The 18457-nt window shown below is 57.8% G+C and carries 20 protein-coding genes; 10 read left to right on the plus strand and 10 right to left on the minus strand.

Annotated features, from left to right (window positions below; genetic code table 11):
* The first annotated feature begins 37 nt into the window (after window positions 1-37).
* From ADG881_RS02745 to ADG881_RS02765, 5 genes are all read left to right on the plus strand, one after another.
* Window positions 38-412 carry a hypothetical protein gene (locus tag ADG881_RS02745; protein WP_007149949.1) on the plus strand — a complete coding sequence of 125 codons (375 nt, stop codon included), beginning with the start codon at window positions 38-40 and terminating at the stop codon, window positions 410-412.
* Window positions 409-888, plus strand: coding sequence for an EVE domain-containing protein (locus ADG881_RS02750; protein WP_007150384.1), 480 nt, complete (start codon window positions 409-411; stop codon window positions 886-888). The genes ADG881_RS02745 and ADG881_RS02750 overlap by 4 nt, the downstream gene beginning before the upstream one ends.
* Window positions 889-1024: 136 nt before the next feature.
* Window positions 1025-2350: an ammonium transporter gene (locus ADG881_RS02755; protein WP_232211676.1), complete on the plus strand. Its 1326-nt coding sequence runs from the start codon at window positions 1025-1027 to the stop codon at window positions 2348-2350.
* Window positions 2347-2853, plus strand: a complete 507-nt coding sequence (locus ADG881_RS02760) for a hypothetical protein (protein WP_050760106.1) — start codon at window positions 2347-2349, stop codon at window positions 2851-2853. Before ADG881_RS02755 ends, ADG881_RS02760 begins: the two co-directional genes overlap by 4 nt.
* 222 nt (window positions 2854-3075) lie before the next feature.
* Entirely contained in the window at window positions 3076-4410 is a 1335-nt protein-coding gene (locus tag ADG881_RS02765) for a dicarboxylate/amino acid:cation symporter (RefSeq protein WP_007148835.1), read from the plus strand.
* Here ADG881_RS02765 and ADG881_RS02770 read toward each other — a convergent pair.
* Window positions 4407-4616 (minus strand): hypothetical protein, encoded by a 210-nt coding sequence (locus ADG881_RS02770; protein WP_007150122.1) that lies wholly within the window; start codon window positions 4614-4616, stop codon window positions 4407-4409. The genes ADG881_RS02765 and ADG881_RS02770 overlap by 4 nt on opposite strands.
* Window positions 4617-4728: 112 nt before the next feature.
* Here ADG881_RS02770 and ADG881_RS02775 point away from each other — a divergent pair, with 112 nt between their 5' ends.
* Entirely contained in the window at window positions 4729-5547 is an 819-nt protein-coding gene (locus tag ADG881_RS02775) for an SDR family NAD(P)-dependent oxidoreductase (protein WP_007148807.1), read from the plus strand.
* A gap of 53 nt (window positions 5548-5600) precedes the next feature.
* Here ADG881_RS02775 and ADG881_RS02780 read toward each other — a convergent pair whose 3' ends face one another.
* The 6 genes from ADG881_RS02780 to ADG881_RS02805 form a co-directional block, all read right to left on the minus strand.
* Entirely contained in the window at window positions 5601-6107 is a 507-nt protein-coding gene (locus ADG881_RS02780) for a DUF2505 domain-containing protein (RefSeq protein ID WP_007151245.1), read from the minus strand.
* A complete protein-coding gene (locus ADG881_RS02785; RefSeq protein ID WP_007150823.1) occupies window positions 6104-7192 on the minus strand; it encodes a diguanylate cyclase domain-containing protein in 1089 nt (362 codons plus the stop codon). The genes ADG881_RS02780 and ADG881_RS02785 overlap by 4 nt, the downstream gene beginning before the upstream one ends.
* Window positions 7185-8138, minus strand: coding sequence for a hypothetical protein (locus tag ADG881_RS02790; RefSeq protein WP_007148423.1), 954 nt, complete (start codon window positions 8136-8138; stop codon window positions 7185-7187). The genes ADG881_RS02785 and ADG881_RS02790 overlap by 8 nt, the downstream gene beginning before the upstream one ends.
* A 285-nt stretch (window positions 8139-8423) precedes the next feature.
* Window positions 8424-8885 carry a MaoC family dehydratase gene (locus ADG881_RS02795; protein ID WP_007149958.1) on the minus strand — a complete coding sequence of 154 codons (462 nt, stop codon included), beginning with the start codon at window positions 8883-8885 and terminating at the stop codon, window positions 8424-8426.
* A 111-nt stretch (window positions 8886-8996) separates the two neighbouring features.
* Window positions 8997-9872 (minus strand): alpha/beta fold hydrolase, encoded by an 876-nt coding sequence (locus ADG881_RS02800; RefSeq protein WP_007148549.1) that lies wholly within the window; start codon window positions 9870-9872, stop codon window positions 8997-8999.
* Window positions 9873-9875: 3 nt separating this feature from the next.
* Window positions 9876-10685, minus strand: coding sequence for an alpha/beta fold hydrolase (locus ADG881_RS02805; protein WP_007150239.1), 810 nt, complete (start codon window positions 10683-10685; stop codon window positions 9876-9878).
* Window positions 10686-10844: 159 nt separating this feature from the next.
* On the opposite strand from ADG881_RS02805, the gene xthA reads away from it, so the two are divergent.
* From xthA to ADG881_RS02825, 4 genes are all read left to right on the plus strand, one after another.
* The gene (gene xthA / locus ADG881_RS02810; protein WP_007150217.1) at window positions 10845-11660 is read left to right on the plus strand and encodes an exodeoxyribonuclease III; all 816 of its coding nucleotides are present in this window, start codon (window positions 10845-10847) and stop codon (window positions 11658-11660) included.
* A 12-nt stretch (window positions 11661-11672) separates the two neighbouring features.
* A complete protein-coding gene (locus tag ADG881_RS02815) occupies window positions 11673-12698 on the plus strand; it encodes an ion transporter (RefSeq protein WP_007150460.1) in 1026 nt (341 codons plus the stop codon).
* A 51-nt stretch (window positions 12699-12749) separates the two neighbouring features.
* Entirely contained in the window at window positions 12750-13253 is a 504-nt protein-coding gene (locus tag ADG881_RS02820; RefSeq protein WP_007151590.1) for a two-component system response regulator, read from the plus strand.
* 72 nt (window positions 13254-13325) lie between these two features.
* Entirely contained in the window at window positions 13326-14537 is a 1212-nt protein-coding gene (locus ADG881_RS02825; protein ID WP_007149798.1) for a serine/threonine-protein kinase, read from the plus strand.
* Window positions 14538-14816: 279 nt separating this feature from the next.
* Here the strand turns inward: ADG881_RS02825 and sixA are convergent, their stop codons facing one another.
* The 3 genes from sixA to htpG form a co-directional block, all read right to left on the minus strand.
* Entirely contained in the window at window positions 14817-15293 is a 477-nt protein-coding gene (gene sixA, locus ADG881_RS02830; protein WP_007151305.1) for a phosphohistidine phosphatase SixA, read from the minus strand.
* Window positions 15290-16321, minus strand: coding sequence for an NAD(P)H-dependent glycerol-3-phosphate dehydrogenase (locus ADG881_RS02835; protein ID WP_007150965.1), 1032 nt, complete (start codon window positions 16319-16321; stop codon window positions 15290-15292). Before ADG881_RS02835 ends, sixA begins: the two co-directional genes overlap by 4 nt.
* A gap of 269 nt (window positions 16322-16590) precedes the next feature.
* Entirely contained in the window at window positions 16591-18441 is a 1851-nt protein-coding gene (gene htpG, locus ADG881_RS02840; RefSeq protein ID WP_039926006.1) for a molecular chaperone HtpG, read from the minus strand.
* Window positions 18442-18457 lie beyond the last annotated feature (16 nt).

Genomic DNA, 18457 nt, shown 5'->3' on the forward strand with positions numbered 1-18457 from the left:
TATAAAAGCCTGTCACGCTTGCAGTAAAAGGACAGCAATGAGCGCGGTTACGGTAACGCAGGAGGGCCCCTTCGCCCTGGTCGAGCTAAAGAAAGGCACCCAGGTGGACATGCGCGTTCAATTGTCCATTTACCGGCAACGGCTGCGCCTGTTCAATCAGCACCAGCAGCGTAAACAGCTCACCATTTACGTCGGCCATATCAAAGGGCTGGATTACACCGCCGCCCGCTACTCCTGTGGCGAGGATTTTGCGCAAATTACCGAAGCCAAGGCGATGGTGCTGGAAAGCGTACTCAACCGGACCTATGCCAATATGATGCTGAAGCTTAACAAACCGGCCTTTCCCGTTTACATTTGTGGCAGCATCAGCCAGGCCAAGGAGTGCCTTCTCAAACATCACCCACAGGAGTGAGCACTATCTGGTTATTAAAAACGGAACCGGATGCCTTCAGCATCGATGATCTGCGCAACTGCAAGAACGCCACCAGCGGCTGGGATGGCGTGCGCAATTATCAAGCACGCAACCGTCTTCGCGATGAAATGAAAGCCGGCGATACCGTGCTGATTTATCATTCCAGCTGCGCGGTCCCCGCCATTGTTGGCGAAGCCCGCGTCACCAGCGACCCCTACCCCGATCCGACCCAGTTTGATCCTGCTGCGGATGGCTATGACCCACGCAGCACCCGCGAAATGCCCCGCTGGTATCAGGCCGATATACAGTTTGCCTGCCACTACCCGCAGCCCTTGACGCTGAAGCAGATCAAGCACCACCCCGAATTTGCCGACATGGAGCTTGTGGTGCGGCCTCGCCTGTCGGTACAGAAAGTGTCCGAGCGGCAGCTTCAACTCATCCGGCAGATGGGTCAGCCCGTGGATGCCACCGCATAGGGCGCGTTGCGCACCACAAAAACTCTCAGCACCACAACAGGGCATTCATTAAGACAAAAGAACTACAAACCCCCTGATTCCGTCGGCTTTACGCGCTGGCACAGCGGTTGCAATCCCTTCTCACAACCAATGACGAATGGGATTCACCGCTATGCTGTTGCGACGCTATCACTGGCTTTCTCTGCTGATTCTTCCCGAGTTCGCCAACGCCGATACCCTGACTGCCACCGATACCGTCTGGATTGCCATCGCTGCGGCGCTGGTGTTCTTCATGCAGGCGGGTTTTGCACTGCTTGAGAGCGGGCTGAGCCGGGCAAAAAACTCACTGAACGTGGTCATGAAGAACTACATGGACCTGTGTGTTGGCACTCTGGTGTTCTGGGCCGTGGGCTTCGGGCTGATGTTCGGCACCAGCAGCAATGGCTGGTTCGGGCAGGATCAGTTCATGCTCAACCAGGCTGACGCCAGCACCTGGGCCATGCTCCTGTTCCAGATCATGTTCGCCGCTACCGCCGCCACCATCGCCTCCGGGGCCATGGCGGAACGCACCCGCTACGTGGGTTATTTGTGCGGTGCAGTGGTGATTACCGGCCTTATCTACCCGCTGTTCGGCAACTGGGCCTGGAACAGCAATGGCTGGCTCGCCCAGATGGGCTTTATTGATTTCGCCGGCTCCACGGTGGTCCACAGTATCGGCGGTTGGTGCGCACTGGCCGGTATTATGGTGGTAGGCCCGCGACTCGGCCGTTTCGACAGCCAGGGCAAACCACGCACCATTCCCGGCCATAACCTTTCCTATGTGGCATTGGGCGGCTTCATACTCTGGTTCGGCTGGTTTGGCTTCAACGGGGGCTCCACCCTCTCTGCCAGCGTGGATATCGCCAAGGTGAATCTGAATACCCAGCTGGCCGCCGCAGCCGGTGCCGTGGGCAGCGTTATCTACCGGATGGTAAGTCGCCGCCCGGTATTACTGACAGAAACCGTGAATGGCAGCCTGGCGGGGCTGGTGGCGGTGACCGCTGGCTGTGCCGTCATGGCACCCGGCTTTGCCGTCATCACCGGCTTGGTGGCCGGCGCGCTGGCGGCTTTCGGCGCCCGCATTCTGCTCGCCTTCCGCCTGGATGACGTGGTCGGCGCCGTCCCTGTGCATGCCTTCGCCGGTGCCTGGGGCACCCTGGCTGCCGGGCTGTTCTACGACGGCGACCTGTTTAACGGGCAGCGCGTGATGGTTCAACTGCTGGGAGTAATCGTGGCATTCGGCTGGGCATTCTTCACCGCGCTGATCATGTACATGCTGGTATCCATTCTGGCAGGCCTGCGGGCACCGGCTCTGCACGAACAACGGGGTCTGGACCTCAGCGAGCACGCCGAAACCGGCTACCCGGAATTCCCCCAGAACACGCTCTACAACCGTGACACCTACAACGCAGACAAGGCCCGCGGGCAGGAGCTGCGTCCATGAGCCCAGCGCCCATCAACCAAAGCGTCCAGCGTCGGCGACGCGCTATCGTCACCGGCCTGGCGCCCTACATGAATGAGCCGGTACTGCTGGAGGCGATCAGCCACTGGCAGCTGCATTACGCGGAACGACCGAGCTTTTCCCTGCAAGGCTTTGTCAGCGACCTATGCCGCCTGTTCGACCTGGGCGAGCGGCGCCACCATATTCACATGAGTTTGGTGCAAGCGATGACGCTGTCCGACAGCGAACTTGCCGCCGATCCATTGGCCAACAGCAACGACAGCCACACCGAAGCGCACCCGTGCACCCATGCGTTTCAGTGCCTGCTCCAGGCCCTGTGGCAGAGGCTTGGCAAACGGGCAGCCACCCAGTTACAGCTGGATCTGGGGGCACAACTGCGCCAGCGCAGTGTTAGCACCGAAACCCGACTGACCATGGAATACTGGCTGCAATCACGGGACAAATCACTAAGCCCCTGCCCCTGGCCAGCTTGCGTGACCAACTGAACCGCACTATGTGCTGTTATGCGAACAGCTGGGGCCTGTCGAGGCAGACCAGCAACTCAAGGCCCGCTTACCAGGCAACACTGGCCCGGCTGGATGACAAGGAGGCCCTGCAAACCTTGATGTAGTTCTGCCCCGCTGTGCACAGAGACAGGATCAGGTACTCTCAGGAATGGAATAAGTAAAGGCACGGGTGGCCATTGATGGCCACCAGGGGGGGAGATAGTGAAATTACACCACCAGATATTCATTGCCATGTTGGCCGGCGCACTGGCAGGCAGTTTCACCGCCGAATCCAGCACGCTGTTCGGGCTACCTGTGCTCAGTGGTTACGATCTGGTGGGAACCCTGTTTATCAATGCCCTGAAAATGGTCGTCATCCCGCTGATTGTGACGGCCATTATCAACGGCATGGTGGGCGTCGGCGATGGGCAGAATCTGGGGCGGATGGGCCTGAAAACCGTGGCCCTGTACATGACCACCACCCTGGTAGCCGTGCTGATCGGCCTCACCGTGGTCAACCTGTTCAGCCCCGGCATTATCAATGATCAGCCCGCCCGGGAGTTACTCGGCCTGGCCACGGAAACCGAGGATGCGCTGGCTAAAATCGAAGGCCGTGGGGCCGGCGATTTCACCGATATCCTCCGCCAGATGCTGCCGCCCAATTTGATAGCGGCGGCAGCCAACGGCCAAATGCTGGGGCTGATCGTCTTTTCGCTACTGTTCGGGTTTTTCCTGCGTACCGAGCGCTCGCCCTCCGGCCAGAGCCTGCGCAACATTATCGACGGCATCTACCAGGTAGTGATGAAAATCACCATGCTGGTGATCCGCTTCACCCCGCTGGGCGTATTTGCCCTGATCGCGGCCACGGTAACCCGCACCGGCATGGATGCCATCGAGCCACTCGCCTGGTTCTTCCTCACCGTACTGGTAGCGCTGGGCCTGCATGCTTTTGTTTTCATGCCGATCCTGATTGCCCTGGCAACCAAGCGCTCACCGCTTCGCCATATCCAAGCCATGATACCCGCGCTGCTCACCGCGTTTTCTTCCGCCAGTTCGGCCGCAACGCTGCCTCTGACCATGGAATGTGTGCAGAAACGCTCCGGGGTATCGACGCGCACCAGTAGCTTCGTGCTGCCATTGGGCGCCACCGTCAACATGGACGGGACCGCCCTGTATGAGTGTGTAGCAGCCATGTTCATTGCTCAGGCCTACGGCCTGGACCTGTCGCTGACCACCCAGTTCATGATCGTGATCACCGCCCTGCTCACCTCCATCGGCGTGGCCAGCATTCCCGCTGCGTCGCTGGTGGCGATTACGGTGATTCTTGGCGCCATCGGCCTGCCGGCAGAAGCCATCGGGCTGATTCTGGTCACCGACCGCGTGCTGGATATGTGCCGCACTGCAGTCAACGTCTGGGGCGACAGCGTGGTTACCGTGGTGTTGGCACGGAGTGAGGGGGAAGAACAGGTGTTGTCGCTACCGGTCTCCGAGATGGAAACGGTAACGACAACAGCCGGACATGCGGACCGAGATGCAACAGCCAGTGAACAGTCTTAGAATGCGTGTGCAGACCCGCTATTATCCCAGTCGCGCTTGATGGCAACAGCAGCACTGCCAATAACAGGTACCATGCAGGCAAACGCCAGCATTGCGGAAAACAGGTTTTCACCGTTGTTTTCAAGGCCTGCCACGAGAAAAACCGTTACGGCAACCGCAATCATCAGGGCCAGGGTATCTTTGAACAAACGTGAGAATAAAGTCATAACAATTGCTCCCTTTAATGCTTTATGTGAACACATGTTAACTTTATAATTCTCCAAGTCAACACCTGTTCACAACATTATTTTTGCTTTGCTTCTCGCATATGGAGACACGTTGAAACAATCGCCCACCCTCCTTATCACCCGCGGCTGCAGCCCACTCGGCCAGGCCCTGGCCCGGGCGGCCGCCGGCCACTACCGGGTTGCCATCGCCAGTGACGACACACGCACCGGCAGTGCGCTGTGCCGCAGCCTGCATGAAGGCGGCCATGAAGCCCTCTTCATCGAAACAACCACGGGGAATGCTCAGGATATTCAACGGGGTATAAATCGGGTTCTGCGCCGCTGGCAGCAGCTGGACGTAATCATTAACCTGCCTGGAAACCTGCTGGTAGGGCCTTTTGAAGCCATCCAGGAACAGCAGTGGCAAGCGCTGGCCAGCGAGCAGAAAATGCACGTCGTGCACAACTGCCAAAGCGCCCTGACGGCCATGAAGAAACAGGGAAACGGGAGAATTATTAATGTGGTGCCCGATTGCGGTTTACTGGCCGGGCCACTGACATCAGCAAGCAGCAGCACCTACGCAGGCATTGTCGCCCTCACCGAAAGCCTGAACAGCGAACTGGCCAACAGCCCGGTCAACGCCACCCTTATTGCACTGCCCCTTTACCGGGAGCTATCTGTACAGCTGGATGCCACGGACCCGCTCAGCCAGGCCCGCTTTGAACGCAAGATTCGTGACAGCCTGGATACTGCGCTGTCTCTGAGTGCCGATATTATGGCCATGCTGGACAAGCCCGAGAGCGCAACCCTGCATCTTCCCTCGGCGCCTACCCGAGCGCACTGGCGTCTTAAACGCTGGTTCAGAAAACGCTGGGATAACAAAATGCAGCAACGCGGACAGCGCTATCGCCGCCGGGAACCCGAGCCATAAACCGGACCAGGCGCAGGCTGCTCACAAAAGCCTTGGCACCACGATAACAGGCCCTAGGCAAAGGTTTCCACGTAGCGCAGCGTATGCCGGTAATCCCCCGCCAGCGCATCGTCAATTTTCGGTGCGACCAGCGATACCAGTTTTTTACCCACCAGCGGCACCGAACTGCTTATTTCCACTTCGGTGTGCTGAACCGCTTCCTTGTCATCCCCGGTGAGTACCATGACACCACTGATTTTCATGGGGACGTTGCCCAATTCAAACCGGTACTCGGCCTGATAGCGACCAGCCTGTGTGGTGGGAGTCCAGAGAAACTCTGTCAGCAAATCCGCGCTTTCCGGCAAGAAACGGCGTGCCATGGACGGCACCTTGTCTGTGCGTATTTCGATGGGCTGGATCAGCTGAATCAGCTTTCCCCGCGGGGTATCCTCAAAGGCCCCAAAACGGTAATTGTCCACCTTGCCCCACTCGTAGCGGGTCTCATAAAACGCTTTGCTCGTCAGGATTTCGTAAAGCCGGTCCACACCGATGGGGTACTGGCGGTCAACCATCACTTTCATACTGTCTCCTGCCCTGAGGCCACCCGCTTCATCAACTGTAACAGCGGTGCCAGCTGGCGCTTCAAATCCGGCAAGGCACTGACAACGGGACGGGATTTCCCCGCTCGCAACAGCGCCAATGCCTGTTCAATCGTTAATATGGGGGCCGCGTCATCCACCGACAAGGTGGTGTCAGCATCATCACTGAGTACCGCACCCGGCCCCAGGGTACGGGCCTGTTTCAACTGTTCATCCAGCGTCAGTTGTACCTGACGCGGCGTCAATCCCGCATGAGCGGCCGGGGTCTGGATAATCACGGTCAGAGGCAAACGCTGCACCTTGCCACGGAACTGGAAGGCCAGCTTTTCGCTGACTTTCAATGCCCGTTCCACAAACCGTTTGGCGCCCGCCGGGCCGGCACTGGGTAGCAACACAGTAAATTGCGCCACGCTGCTGCGTGCCAGGGAGTCCTCCTTGCGGATCACCCCACGCAGTGATTGCGCAAGCTTCAACAGCACCATATCCGTTCGCTTTTTACCAAGCTGTACGAAAAGTTGATTGAATTGGTAAATCTCCAGTTGCACGACGGATAGCTTGTACTGCTGACGCGCGGCCAATGCCAGCTCCTGGCGCAAGCGGTGCTCCAGGTAACGGCGGTTGCCAAGCCGGGTCAGCGGGTCAATCATTGCCTGCTTGGCCAGTTCCTTGCGCTCGTTCTGGTAATTGGCATGGGCTCTGGCCCGGGCCAGCAAATCCGTGGAATTAAACGGCTTGCTGATAAAATCCGTTCCCCCCAGGCGCAGTGCTTCAGCGCGGGCCTCTTCATCATTTTCCGCACCGGTGACAATGATTACCGGCAAGCCAGCGATACCTTCATCTTCGCTGGTGCGAATTTTTTTCAGTAATGCAAAGCCATCCATCTCCGGCATGGCCAGGTCAGAGAACACCACACTGATGGACGGGTTGTTGGTAATCATGGTCCAGGCCTGGAGACCATTTTCAGCCACCTCGACACGAAACTCGCCACCGAGCATCTTGTCCGCCGCCAGGCGCATTACCTTGGAGTCATCCACAAACAGCAGTAAGGGTTTAGGCGCCTTATCCATGATTGCCGGTTTCCTTTTCCAAAAGCGCCAGCGCACCCTGCGGCCCGGGCTCACGCCCGCGCACATAACCATAAAGCCGTGACCGGCGCTGACAAAAGTCCCCCCGCACAATAGCAGGCAAATAGTGTTCGTTGAGAAGATGTCCAGGCCGGGCTGCCATGCAGTAAACCGTACCTGCGGTGCTATCAAGATGGGAAAGGATGCCCAACTGGGCGAGGTAATCGCGTCCGTTGGCAAAGTGCTCCACATACGGCACCGGGTGCCCCGCTGCCAAAGTCAGTTGCGGATCGATATCCAGGCTGTCAGCCACGCCGCCGATGCAATACAGCTCCAGCTTCTTGACCAGAAGGCGGGTACTGGGATGGCGCAACAGTTTGCGAACGATGTAGCTGGCAACAATGGAACCTTGAGAGTGGCACACCAGCACAACGCGATCATTGTTTTCCAGTGCATCCACCAGAATGTGCATTGCCGGCCGTGACAGCTTGCCATCCTTGCGCAGTGTTCTGGCGGTAATCGATTCAGCTACATCACGCAACAACCCCCAGGTCGGGGTGTGAATCAAATGCACGGGTCGCCCGAACAAGCGGGCGATTTCCGACGCATTCAGTAACGCCACCGGCCCCGCGGTTCCTATTCCATTAATGAAAAACCAGCGACTGCGCGTGTTCTCACGCACCGCACGGGGCGGGTGACACACCAGCGTGCCCTGACTGATGGATTCCCGGGTAGCAGGAACCAGCAGTTGCAGCAAGGAAAGCAGGGCTTCACCACGACTGGAATAGGACGACCAGGAAAGTTCGGAACGAATACCAGGCTCATCCCCTGCCGGCATGACCATGCGGGGAATGTCAGTGAGGTGATTCAGGCTGAGGCGCAGATCCCGACGGATGGCGGAACGGTTATCTATGATGTGGCGTAACCACTGCCGGGGACGGTGCAACATCTTCCTGCCCTGCCTTTCTGTTCTGTTTTTCTTATGTACCGAGCGTGTGTGTCTGCGCTCATGTCGGAGAATGCGCCCGGGGAGGCACTAACGCCGTCGACACACTACAATACGACACAGTACGACGAAATCAGCAGATCAAGAATAGCAGGAAATCAGCAAAGAGAGATCACAGAAGTGCAAAGCCAGGGAAAAATCCAGTGAACGGTCAGCGCTTTTGCTTCACCTCACCCTGCGTAACGCTGCCTGCGGCCCGTCGTTTACACAAACCGCAGGCAAAGCCGGTCAAACGAAGTACATCAGCAACCATTCAGCGGCCAGCGCAGGTTTGTCTTCACCTTCAATATCGACCGTAAAGGCAAACTTGAGTAACCACTGCCCTTCCCGTTTCTCGGTGGTTTCCAGCAAGGTAGCGCGCGCACGAATACGCTTGCCTTCTTTCACCGGGGCCATGAATCTCAGCTTGTCGAAGCCATAATTCATCGCCATTTTCATGCCTTTTGGCATCAGGAAATCGTCGATGGATGCCTGTAGATACGGTAGCAGTGACAAGGTCAGGTAACCGTGGGCGATGGTGGTGCCAAACGGTGTACTCCGCGCTTGCTCCGGGTCCACGTGGATAAACTGGTGATCCAGAGTGGCATCAGCAAAGGCATTGATGCGCTCCTGATCGATCTGAAACCAGTCTGAAGTACCCAATTCCTTGCCAACGTAATCGGCCAATCCTGCCACTTCAACCACTTTCATTATACTGCTCCCCTGACGGAATCTGTCTCGATTTCTTCCGAGGATAACCGCACAGCTTCACAGCACCATGACCGATTAAAACCGGATCAATGCATACCCTGGTGGTTTTGGTCAGTCTTCAATGATTGCATCCGTGGCGCAAAGAAAATCGTTAATGCTGGCGGCTACGCTTTCCGGTGCTTCCATGTGCAAATGATGGCGCCCTGGCAATCGCACAATCGAAGCGCCCTCCAGCCAGCCCAACCGGTGATCGAACATGCCATTCCCTCCCATGCCCTGTTCGCCAATGATCAGACAGGTCGGCGCCTTGATGGCACGTATAAAGCCTTCGACTTGCTCTTCGGTCAGGCGCAAAAAAGAGGTGAGCCGCAGGCGGCTGTCCGCCCGCCAGGTCCACCCCCCTTCCACCGGCATCAAGCCTCGCTCGCTCAGGAGCGCAGAGGCTTCATGGTTCAAACCACCAAACCCTTTAGTACGCGCCTCAATCGCATCATCGACACGGGCATACACCGGCTTGCGCTTCCCGGCCAGGGAAGCAGAATCATCCAGCGCTTTACGCAGGTTGGTAGCCACATCCTTGCCATCAGTGCTGGGCGGCCCCAACCCTTCAATCAGCACTAATCGGGATACCCGTTCCGGGCAGGCCGCCGCGAACAGGCAGGCAATGCCCGCTCCCATGGAGTGCCCCATCAGGGTAAAACGCTCCCAGCCCAACTGGTCCACCACGGCCAGCACATCACGAACGTGATCCACCAAATGGGTGACCACACCATCAGGACGGTGGTCGGAATGGCCATGGCCGGATACGTCCAGCGCCAGCAACGGCCGTTTCAGGTAGGTCGATAGTGGCGAGAATGAGGCCGCGTTATCCAGCCAGCCATGCAAGGCCAGAACGGGCTCAGCGGTGCCACCGTCGTCACGGCCCGGCCATTCGAGCGCGCTGAGCGTCTGGCCGTAGACACTGAATTTTCGTTCGATGGCGTCCATTCATCAGGCTCCCTTCGGTTGCAATTCATCCAGCAATTCCCGAAACAGCGACAGGGTCTGCTCGGGTTTTTCCAGCGGATACATGTGCGAACCCTCCGCGATGCGATGCAGCATGCGGTGGCGTTTCACGTGGCGTTTGGCACTGTCATGGAAGGGTGACGGCGAATCCTTGCCGGTTACGATAGCGCCCGGCACTTTCAGCCGCGGCAACCGGGTTGCGTTTGTGGGGGTATGGCGGAAAATTTCCACTTCCACTTCCGGCCGAAAACGCAGCCGCCAGCCGTCTTGCCAGGGTTCCACACCGGCTTTCAGGTAATCGGACAAACAACGGGGATCGAACGCCTTGAACAGCCCACGAGAAGAAAAATAGCTGACCACGGAATCCCAATCAGGCCAGTAATCCAGGCGCCCACGGCTTTTACCTGCCGGGGTCACTTTATCGATTTGCCCCGTCAGTTTCGCTGCGTGCATCAACGCCCCATGCAAACCATTCATCATCGGTGGGTCGAGCATGATCAGGCAGGAAAACCAGTCCGGATGGCGCTGAGCCACCAGGTACATCAATACCGACCCCAGCGAATGCCCCGCCCCCACGATAGGTTTGGGCAACGGCGCCAGCTGAGCCTCCAGTTCCAGGCTAAGGCTGTGCCAGCCATCATCCACCGGGAAGGCAGGATCGTGCCCGGCGCGGTCCAGTACCACCAGCTGATAATCCTCTGCCAGCGGTGCCAGAAAAGTGTCGTAACTGTGCCCGGGTATGCCATTGGCGTGAGCAAAGGCAAGCACCTGACGATGACCTGATTGTTCAGGCATGAACTCTCCCTGGGGCCTGGGTGTCCGGCCCAAACAAAAGGCACATCATAGCGGCACTGGCAACAGCGACACCATGGCCGATAACGCCATACATCCTGGCAAGGCATATGCGGCCGGTGCTTTCCAGGTAGTGTACAATGCCGGCACAAAGGAGGCGCTATGACCCTGATTTCATTCAACATCAATGGCATTCGTGCTCGTCTGCATCAGCTACAGACGGTGATCGACAAGTACCAGCCCGCATTGATCGGCCTGCAGGAAACCAAAGTCCACGATCCGGAATTCCCGGAGCAGGCGGTTCGGGACATGGGCTATCACCCCTATTTTTTTGGCCAGAAAGGCCACTACGGGGTGGCATTGATTACCCGTGAACCACTGGAATCTGTGCAGTACGGTTTTCCCACTGACGAGGAAGATGCCCAGCGGCGCATGATCATCGGCACCCTGAAACATAGCGACGGCAGCTTGATCACCGTACTCAATGGTTATTTCCCGCAAGGAGAAAACCGCGAGCACCCGACAAAATTTCCGGCCAAGAAAAAATTCTACGAAGACCTGCAGCATTATCTGATCAATCATCACCAGCCCAGCGATCAAGTCGCGGTGATGGGGGATTTCAATATTTCCTCCACCGATCTGGATATCGGCATTGGCGAAGCCAACCGCAAGCGCTGGTTGCGCGAAGGCAAGACCAGCTTCCTCCCGGAAGAGAGAGAATGGTGGGAACGACTGGTGGGCTGGGGCCTGACCGACACTTACCGTCACCAGAACCCCTCCACCGACGATGTATTCTCCTGGTTCGACTACCGCTCCAAGGGCTTTGATCGCGAGCCCCGGCGCGGGCTGCGTATCGACACCGTGCTCGCCACCCAGCCGCTCATGGCCAAGCTGGATACCACCGGTGTGGATTACGACATGCGCGGCATGGAAAAACCTTCGGACCATTGCCCGGTATGGGCGCGTTTCAACGGCTGAACAGGGCCTCCCATGAAGATCAGGCTGCACCCGGAAAAGCTGAAAGCCAACCTGGATACCCTTGGCTTTATCATCGACCTGGGCATGATTGTGCTGGTCATCGCCAATCTGGGCCTGATCCTGTTCGACTGGTTGTTTCAGGTTCCTCCCGTTCAGGAACTGCTGGCGTCACTGACGCCGGCATTCCATGATTTTTACCGGGACACCATTCACAACGATTTCCTGTTCTACGACCTCTGCTTCGTGGCGGTTTACCTGACCGAATTCACTATTCGCTGGATCGTCGCCATCGCCCGGCGCACGTACCACCGCTGGTTCTTCTACCCCTTTGCACACTGGTACGACTTGCTTGGCTGCATCCCCGTGGGCAGCTTCCGCTGGTTGCGTATTCTGCGCGTCATCAGCTTGCTGTTCCGGCTGCAGCGCATGGGCATCGTCGACCTGTCGCAAACCTGGCTGGGGCAGACGATCCTCAAGTACTACGGCATCGTCGTGGAAGAAATCTCCGACCGCGTGGTGGTCAATGTGCTAAGTGGCGCTCAGCGGGAAATTGGTGGTGGCAGCCCCCTGCTCCATCGTATCGAATCCCAGGTCCTGGCTCCGCGCAAGGAGCAACTGGTGAGCTTTGCCGCCGCCCGCATCGCCAACGCCACCCAGAAAAGCCATGGCCAGTATCGCGATCAACTGGCCGAATACTTTTCTCATCTGACAGACGAATCCCTGGTGCGCACCCAGGCAGGCCGGCGCCTGGCCGCCATCCCTGTTGCTGGCCCCCGGGCCATCGCCCTGCTGGGCGATGCCGTGCGTGAAACCGGCAGCGCCTTCGTGGACCAACTGGTGGATGACCTGGCTTCCCCCGCCAATCGCCCGCAGCTGGAACAACTGCTGCACGACCTGATCAACGCCGCCGGCGGTGAAGGTGAGCAACTGGATGCGTTGGTTCGCGACACCCTGCTGGACGTTCTCGAGCAGGTGAAAAACCAGGTTGCCGTTCAGCAGTGGAAGCTGGAAGAAGGAGACGAATCAGTAAAAAGTTGATACGCTCGTATCAGCTTAAAGTATCAACTCAGGCACGTTACGGACCACAGCATGAACAGCATCTCCCCCACTGGTGACGACGACCTCCAGCTCCCCGCTTCCCGGGTGCTTCTGGTGGACGACACCCCACAGAACCTGGTCGCCCTGGAAGTGGTGCTCGAGGACCTGGATTGCCAGGTGGATAGCGTTAGCAGTGGCAACGCAGCCTTGTCCAAACTGCTCAAGGAAGACTACGCCTTGGTCCTGCTGGATGTACAGATGCCCGAAATGGATGGCTTTGAAGTCGCGGGCATCATGCGTTCTCACAAGCGCACCCAGAACGTGCCCATCATCTTTGTTACCGCGATCTCCAAGGAAACCCGCTTTGTGCAGCAGGGCTACCGCAGTGGCGCGGTGGATTATCTGTTCAAGCCCATCGATCCCCAGCTACTACAAAGCAAGGTGTCGTTTTTCCTTGGTCTTGATCAGCAGAAAAAACGGCTGGAAGCCAAATTAGCGCGCGCACGCCGATCAGAGGCAGAAATGAATGCCCTGTACGGTGAGCAACCCGAATAGCCCCCGGCTATACTGCGACGGTCAGGACGACCTATAAAAAATATCATGGCCATTTCAATTCCCGGATACAGATTGACCAGCCGGCTGGGCAAAGGCGGCATGTCCCATGTGTTCCTTGCCACCCAGCACTCCTTTGAGCGGCAGGTTGCCATCAAGATTTTGACGCCGACGTTGGCGCTGGAACCTCGCTTCGCCGAGCGCTTCATGCAGGAAGCCCGCACCGTTGCCAGCCTCAACCATCCCCATATCGTGCCGGTTTACGACGTGGGGGAGCATCAGGGCTATTATTATCTCACCATGGAATACGTGACCGGCGGCAGCCTCAAACAGCGCCTCGCCGACGACGCCCTTGATGAGAGTCATGCCCTGAGCATACTGCGCCAGCTGGCCGGCGCGCTGAACTATGCCGGCGAGCACGGTTTTATCCATCGCGATGTCAAACCCGATAATGTGCTGTTCCGCGCCGACGGTTCCGCTCTGCTGGTGGATTTCGGTATCGCCTCCAACGTGCTGCGCGATACCAGCGTGACCCAGTCTAATGCCATCATGGGCACGCCCAAGTACATGAGCCCCGAGCAACATCGCTCCCAGCCGCTGACGCTACAATCGGATCTCTATTCCCTGGGTTGCGTGTTCTACGAAATGCTGGCGGGCAAGCCCCCGTTTAGCGCCCCGGACGCACGCAGCATGGGCCTGGCCCATCTGCGCGATCCACTCCCCCTGCTGCCAGTGGCATTACGCCGCTACCAGCCACTGATCCGCCAGTTACTGGCCAAAGACCCGGCAGACCGCCCGGAAAGCGGCAGCGCGCTGATTGCCCAACTGGATAATCTGGAGCCCGGCCCGGGGCACTATACCGCAGACCGCTCCCGCTACCGGCCCCAGGAACAGGGCACCACAACGCCACTGGCCCCGCGCTTGCGCCTGAAAGAGTCCAAGCTGGGCCTGAGCTGGCGAGGCAACCTGTACCAATACGACATCTACCTGGTGGCTGATGATTTTGAGCAGTTCCAGGCTCACTTTCCGGTCATGCGGTCCGCACTCATGGACTGGTTCCAGCAACGGGGCGCACGCGGCAAGGCCGTCAGCATCAAGGCAACACTGCACCCCTGGATCAGCGGCCGGGTTAAGCAATATCTGAAAGAATTAAGAAGAACAGAAGGGCTGGAATTTCTGGCCCGCATTCCCATGGCCATCAACCTGGTGGGTTCCGATGGCGACCCCATCGAGAAACTGGCCTGGGGCCCCATGGAAAACAGCACTACGGATACGCAACAGCCCTGAACCACCCCGTAAAAAACAGGCAGTAACGATTCAGATCCCGGACCGCTGAACAGCATAAAAAAAGCACCAACCGATGGTTGGTGCTTAATTCGACCTAAGCCTCACGGTGCAAGGAGACACCATGATTTCCCCCCTCAGGTGTGGTTCCGGTGACACGGTTCAGGAGTCTGCCATGCGTTCGTTGTGTCACCAGATTCAGGCTACGACGCCAATCTCTCGTTGCAAAGACCGGATCGGTGAACGGTGCACAGGGGGCTATCAAGGGTGGTGAATCACCGATTAACGGCTAGTGAGCTCCTCGCCAGGACTGCATAACCATAGCAACTGCGCTCCGTCAGCGGCGGTCACATCCACATCGAAACAGGCAACCGTCCCCACATTGAAGCCCACCCGCTCTGGTACTCCGGTCCATTTGGCGGTCAATTGCGACACCAGCGGCATATGACTCACCAGCACCGTATTCGGCGCTGGCGGGTTAGCCAACAGCCAGTCAAACAGGGCCTGGGGCTGGCTATCGGGGGTCAGGTAGGGGCACTCTTGCCGGGATAAGCCACTGTATACCTGGGCAATACAATCTGCGGTCTGCTGGGCGCGCAGGTACGGGCTCACGATCAGGCCATTGATCTGGACACCACGGCCTTGCAAGGATTGCCAATGCGAGAGCAGTGCCGCCCGTCCGGCTTCCGTTAGCGGCCGCAGGGCATCCGTGGCCGCCTGGGACACGGCCTGCCCGTGGCGGCTAAGGTAGAGTTTCATGAGCTGAATGCACCCAGCTGAAATTCCACATCGTGCTTGTACTCACCACTCATTAGATTCTGGATGACCAGTTCCAGCGGCTTGCCGTGATAGACAACCTTGTACAACGCGGTGGCCAAAGGCATATAAACATCCAGTTCCGCCGCCTTGTCAGCCACCAGTTTGATGGTATTGATCCCTTCGGCAGTCTGCCCAAGGTGCGCAATCGCTTCCTCCAGGCTTTTACCTTCGCCGAGCTGGAAGCCCACCTGGTAATTGCGTGACAGCGACGAGGTACAGGTAGCAATCAGATCCCCCACCCCGGACAGGCCCAGGAAGGTCATCGGATTGGCGCCAAGTTCCACCGCGAAGCGGCTCATTTCTGCCAGCGCACGGGTAATCAGAAAACTGCGACTGTTCTCACCTACCCCGATGGCAGCGGCCATGCCTGATGCCACCGCATAGATATTTTTTAGCGCCCCGCCAAGTTCGACACCATAAATATCCGGGTTGTCGTACACGCGGAAATAGTCGCAGCTCAGCGCGTCCTGCACGGTCTGTCGCAGCTGCTCATCGGGGCTGGCGATCACCGTACCGGTGAATTTCTGCTCCACCACTTCCTTGGCCAGATTGGGGCCACTGAGCACGCCAATACGGGTATGCGGCCAATACTGATGCAGCAGCTCGCTCATCAGCAGGAAACCCTCCGCATAGATCCCCTTGGTACAACTGATCACCAGGGTATTGTCCGGCACCCACTGACGGGCCTGCTCCAGCACCTCGGCAAACGCCTTGCTGGGAATCGCCACAAAAACCATGGAGGCGTGTGTTAAGGCTTCTTCCAGGTTGTCAGTGGCCGTCACCCCTTCCGGTAATTCGGCACCGGGAAGGTAGCGGCTGTTCTCGCGATCAATATTGATCGCGGCCGCAGTTTCCGGATCGCGCACCCACAGGTTCACGCTGTGACCGTTGGCCGCAAGGATGCTGGCCATGGCAGTACCGAAACTGCCCCCGCCAAGAATGGCGGCATTATGCTTGTTCTGCGTCATAGGAACGCCTTGTTTACGCTTTCGGGCATCATAATTGAAGCCGTGGACAGTTGACAGTTAAGGAGCCGCTGAAAGATTAATCAAAGCAGCAGCCAGCCACTTTGCAGGCTTTCGCGTCAGGCGCCCAGCTTCCGGCTCTCACTGCGAAAGATCGGCCAGGCAACCCCGCTCAAGGCCTTGTCACTTTCTGCGTCGCGCCATGAACGAAAACGGCCCCACTTTTCGAGAAAAAGGGGGCCGTCCAGCTTTGCGCGTTCAGATGTCTGCCATCAATTGCTGACTGTCTTCACCAGCATTTCATGCATTCGACGCGCGGTTGCCGCCGGGTCTTTTGGCAGCTGGCCTTCCGCCAACATAGCCTGGTCCAGCAACAGTGCAGCCAGATCATCAAAGCGCTCCCCCGCGTCGATGCTGCTCAGTTTGGCCAACAAATCGTGGCTCAGGTTTACCTCCAGTACCGGCTTGTTCTCCGGAACAGGCTGACCTGCCGCTTCCAGCATTCGACGCATCTGCGGGCCGAGCTGGTCTTCCGCCAGTACCAGACAGGCCGGGGAATCCACCAGACGCGTCGTCGCACGCACCGCTTCCACATGCTCGCTCAGGCTGCCGGACAGGCGTTGAATCAGCGGATCATCGTTGTTCGCCTGTTCATCATCGCCCAGGTCCAGCTCACCACGGGCAGCATTGACCAACTTCACATCCTTGTAGCTTTCCAGATAGCCCACCATCCATTCATCGACGGGATCACTGAGCAGCAAGACTTCAATGCCTTTTTTGCGGAACACTTCCAAGTGCGGGCTTTGTCGCGCGGCCGACGGGGTGTCCGCCAGCAGGTAGTAGATGCTGTCCTGCTCTGCAGGCTTGTTGTCCAGATAGTGATCCAGGGAGGTAGTCACCGAATCCGGGTTACTACTGGTGGCAAAGCGCAACAAGGCAGCGATGGCTTGCTGGTTATCACGGTCTTCGGCCACCCCTTCCTTGATCACTTGGCCAAACTGGGCCCAGAAGGTGGCGTACTGTTCATCATCATTGCTGAGTTTCTTCAGCATCTGCAGCACACGCTTGGTCAGCGCAGCACGAATTTTCTGTACCGGGCCATAATCCTGCAGCAACTCGCGGCTCACGTTCAGGGGCAGATCCGGGGCATCAATCACCCCCTTGATGAAGCGCAGGTACTGGGGCAGAAACTGTTCTGCATCATCCATGATGAAAACGCGCTGGACGTATAACTTCAGGCCACGGTTGGCTTCACGCTGGTACAGATCAAACGGCGCCCGGGCCGGAATATAAAGCAGGCTGGTGTACTCCAGCTTGCCTTCCACCTTGTTATGGCTCCAGGTCAGTGCGTCCTGAAAGTCATGACTGATGTGCTTGTAAAAGTTCTGGTATTCCTCATCCGTGACTTCGCTTCGCGGCCGTTGCCAGAGCGCGGTGGCGGAATTCAGCGTTTCCTCTTTGGCCTCGTCATCACCGTCCGGGGCTGTCACCAACACAATCGGGAAAGCCACGTGGTCGGAATACTGGCCAATCACCTGGCGAATTTTAAAATCATCAAGAAAATCACAGGCATCGTCACGCAGATGCAAAATCACTGCTGTGCCGGATTCATCACGGGTAAGCGGCTCCACGGAAAACTCACCTTTCCCGTCACTCTCCCAACGCACGCCATCAGCCGCGGCTTCGCCGGCCTTGCGGGTTTCCACGGTGACGGTGTCAGCCACGATAAAGGCCGAATAAAACCCCACACCGAATTGACCAATCAGCTGAGCATCTTTCTTCTGATCACCGCTCAGGTTGGCGAGGAATTTTTCCGTTCCGGAACGGGCAATCGTGCCCAGATTATCCACTACCTCATCCTGGCCCATGCCAATGCCGTTGTCGGTAATGGTCAGCGTGCCCGCGTCCTTGTCCACTTGCAGGGTAATGCGGGGTTCATCACCCTGCTCCAGCAGCGCAGGATTATCCAGCGCCTGGAAACGTAGCTTGTCGCACGCATCCGATGCATTGGATATCAACTCCCGCAAAAAGATTTCACGGTTGCTGTAAAGAGAATGAATCATCAAGTGAAGAAGGCGGGATACTTCCGCCTGAAACCCATGGGTTTGTTTTTCTGCTGACACGATTAACTCCTGAACC

The sequence above is a fragment of the Alcanivorax sp. DG881 genome (assembly GCF_000155615.1).
Lineage (GTDB): Bacteria > Pseudomonadota > Gammaproteobacteria > Pseudomonadales > Alcanivoracaceae > Alcanivorax.

Bases quoted from the DNA above. Each gene is read 5' to 3' on its own strand.
- xthA (WP_007150217.1), top strand. From the start codon at position 10,845: ATGACCCTGATTTCATTCAACATCAATGGCATTCGTGCTCGTCTGCAT.
- sixA (WP_007151305.1), bottom strand. From the start codon at position 15,293: ATGAAACTCTACCTTAGCCGCCACGGGCAGGCCGTGTCCCAGGCGGCC.
- ADG881_RS02815 (WP_007150460.1), top strand. From the start codon at position 11,673: ATGAAGATCAGGCTGCACCCGGAAAAGCTGAAAGCCAACCTGGATACC.
- ADG881_RS02755 (WP_232211676.1), top strand. From the start codon at position 1,025: ATGGGATTCACCGCTATGCTGTTGCGACGCTATCACTGGCTTTCTCTG.
- ADG881_RS02835 (WP_007150965.1), bottom strand. From the start codon at position 16,321: ATGACGCAGAACAAGCATAATGCCGCCATTCTTGGCGGGGGCAGTTTC.
- ADG881_RS02795 (WP_007149958.1), bottom strand. From the start codon at position 8,885: ATGAAAGTGGTTGAAGTGGCAGGATTGGCCGATTACGTTGGCAAGGAA.
- ADG881_RS02800 (WP_007148549.1), bottom strand. From the start codon at position 9,872: ATGGACGCCATCGAACGAAAATTCAGTGTCTACGGCCAGACGCTCAGC.
- ADG881_RS02780 (WP_007151245.1), bottom strand. From the start codon at position 6,107: ATGAAAGTGATGGTTGACCGCCAGTACCCCATCGGTGTGGACCGGCTT.
- ADG881_RS02745 (WP_007149949.1), top strand. From the start codon at position 38: ATGAGCGCGGTTACGGTAACGCAGGAGGGCCCCTTCGCCCTGGTCGAG.
- ADG881_RS02805 (WP_007150239.1), bottom strand. From the start codon at position 10,685: ATGCCTGAACAATCAGGTCATCGTCAGGTGCTTGCCTTTGCTCACGCC.
- ADG881_RS02760 (WP_050760106.1), top strand. From the start codon at position 2,347: ATGAGCCCAGCGCCCATCAACCAAAGCGTCCAGCGTCGGCGACGCGCT.
- ADG881_RS02770 (WP_007150122.1), bottom strand. From the start codon at position 4,616: ATGACTTTATTCTCACGTTTGTTCAAAGATACCCTGGCCCTGATGATT.
- ADG881_RS02785 (WP_007150823.1), bottom strand. From the start codon at position 7,192: ATGGATAAGGCGCCTAAACCCTTACTGCTGTTTGTGGATGACTCCAAG.
- ADG881_RS02790 (WP_007148423.1), bottom strand. From the start codon at position 8,138: ATGTTGCACCGTCCCCGGCAGTGGTTACGCCACATCATAGATAACCGT.
- ADG881_RS02820 (WP_007151590.1), top strand. From the start codon at position 12,750: ATGAACAGCATCTCCCCCACTGGTGACGACGACCTCCAGCTCCCCGCT.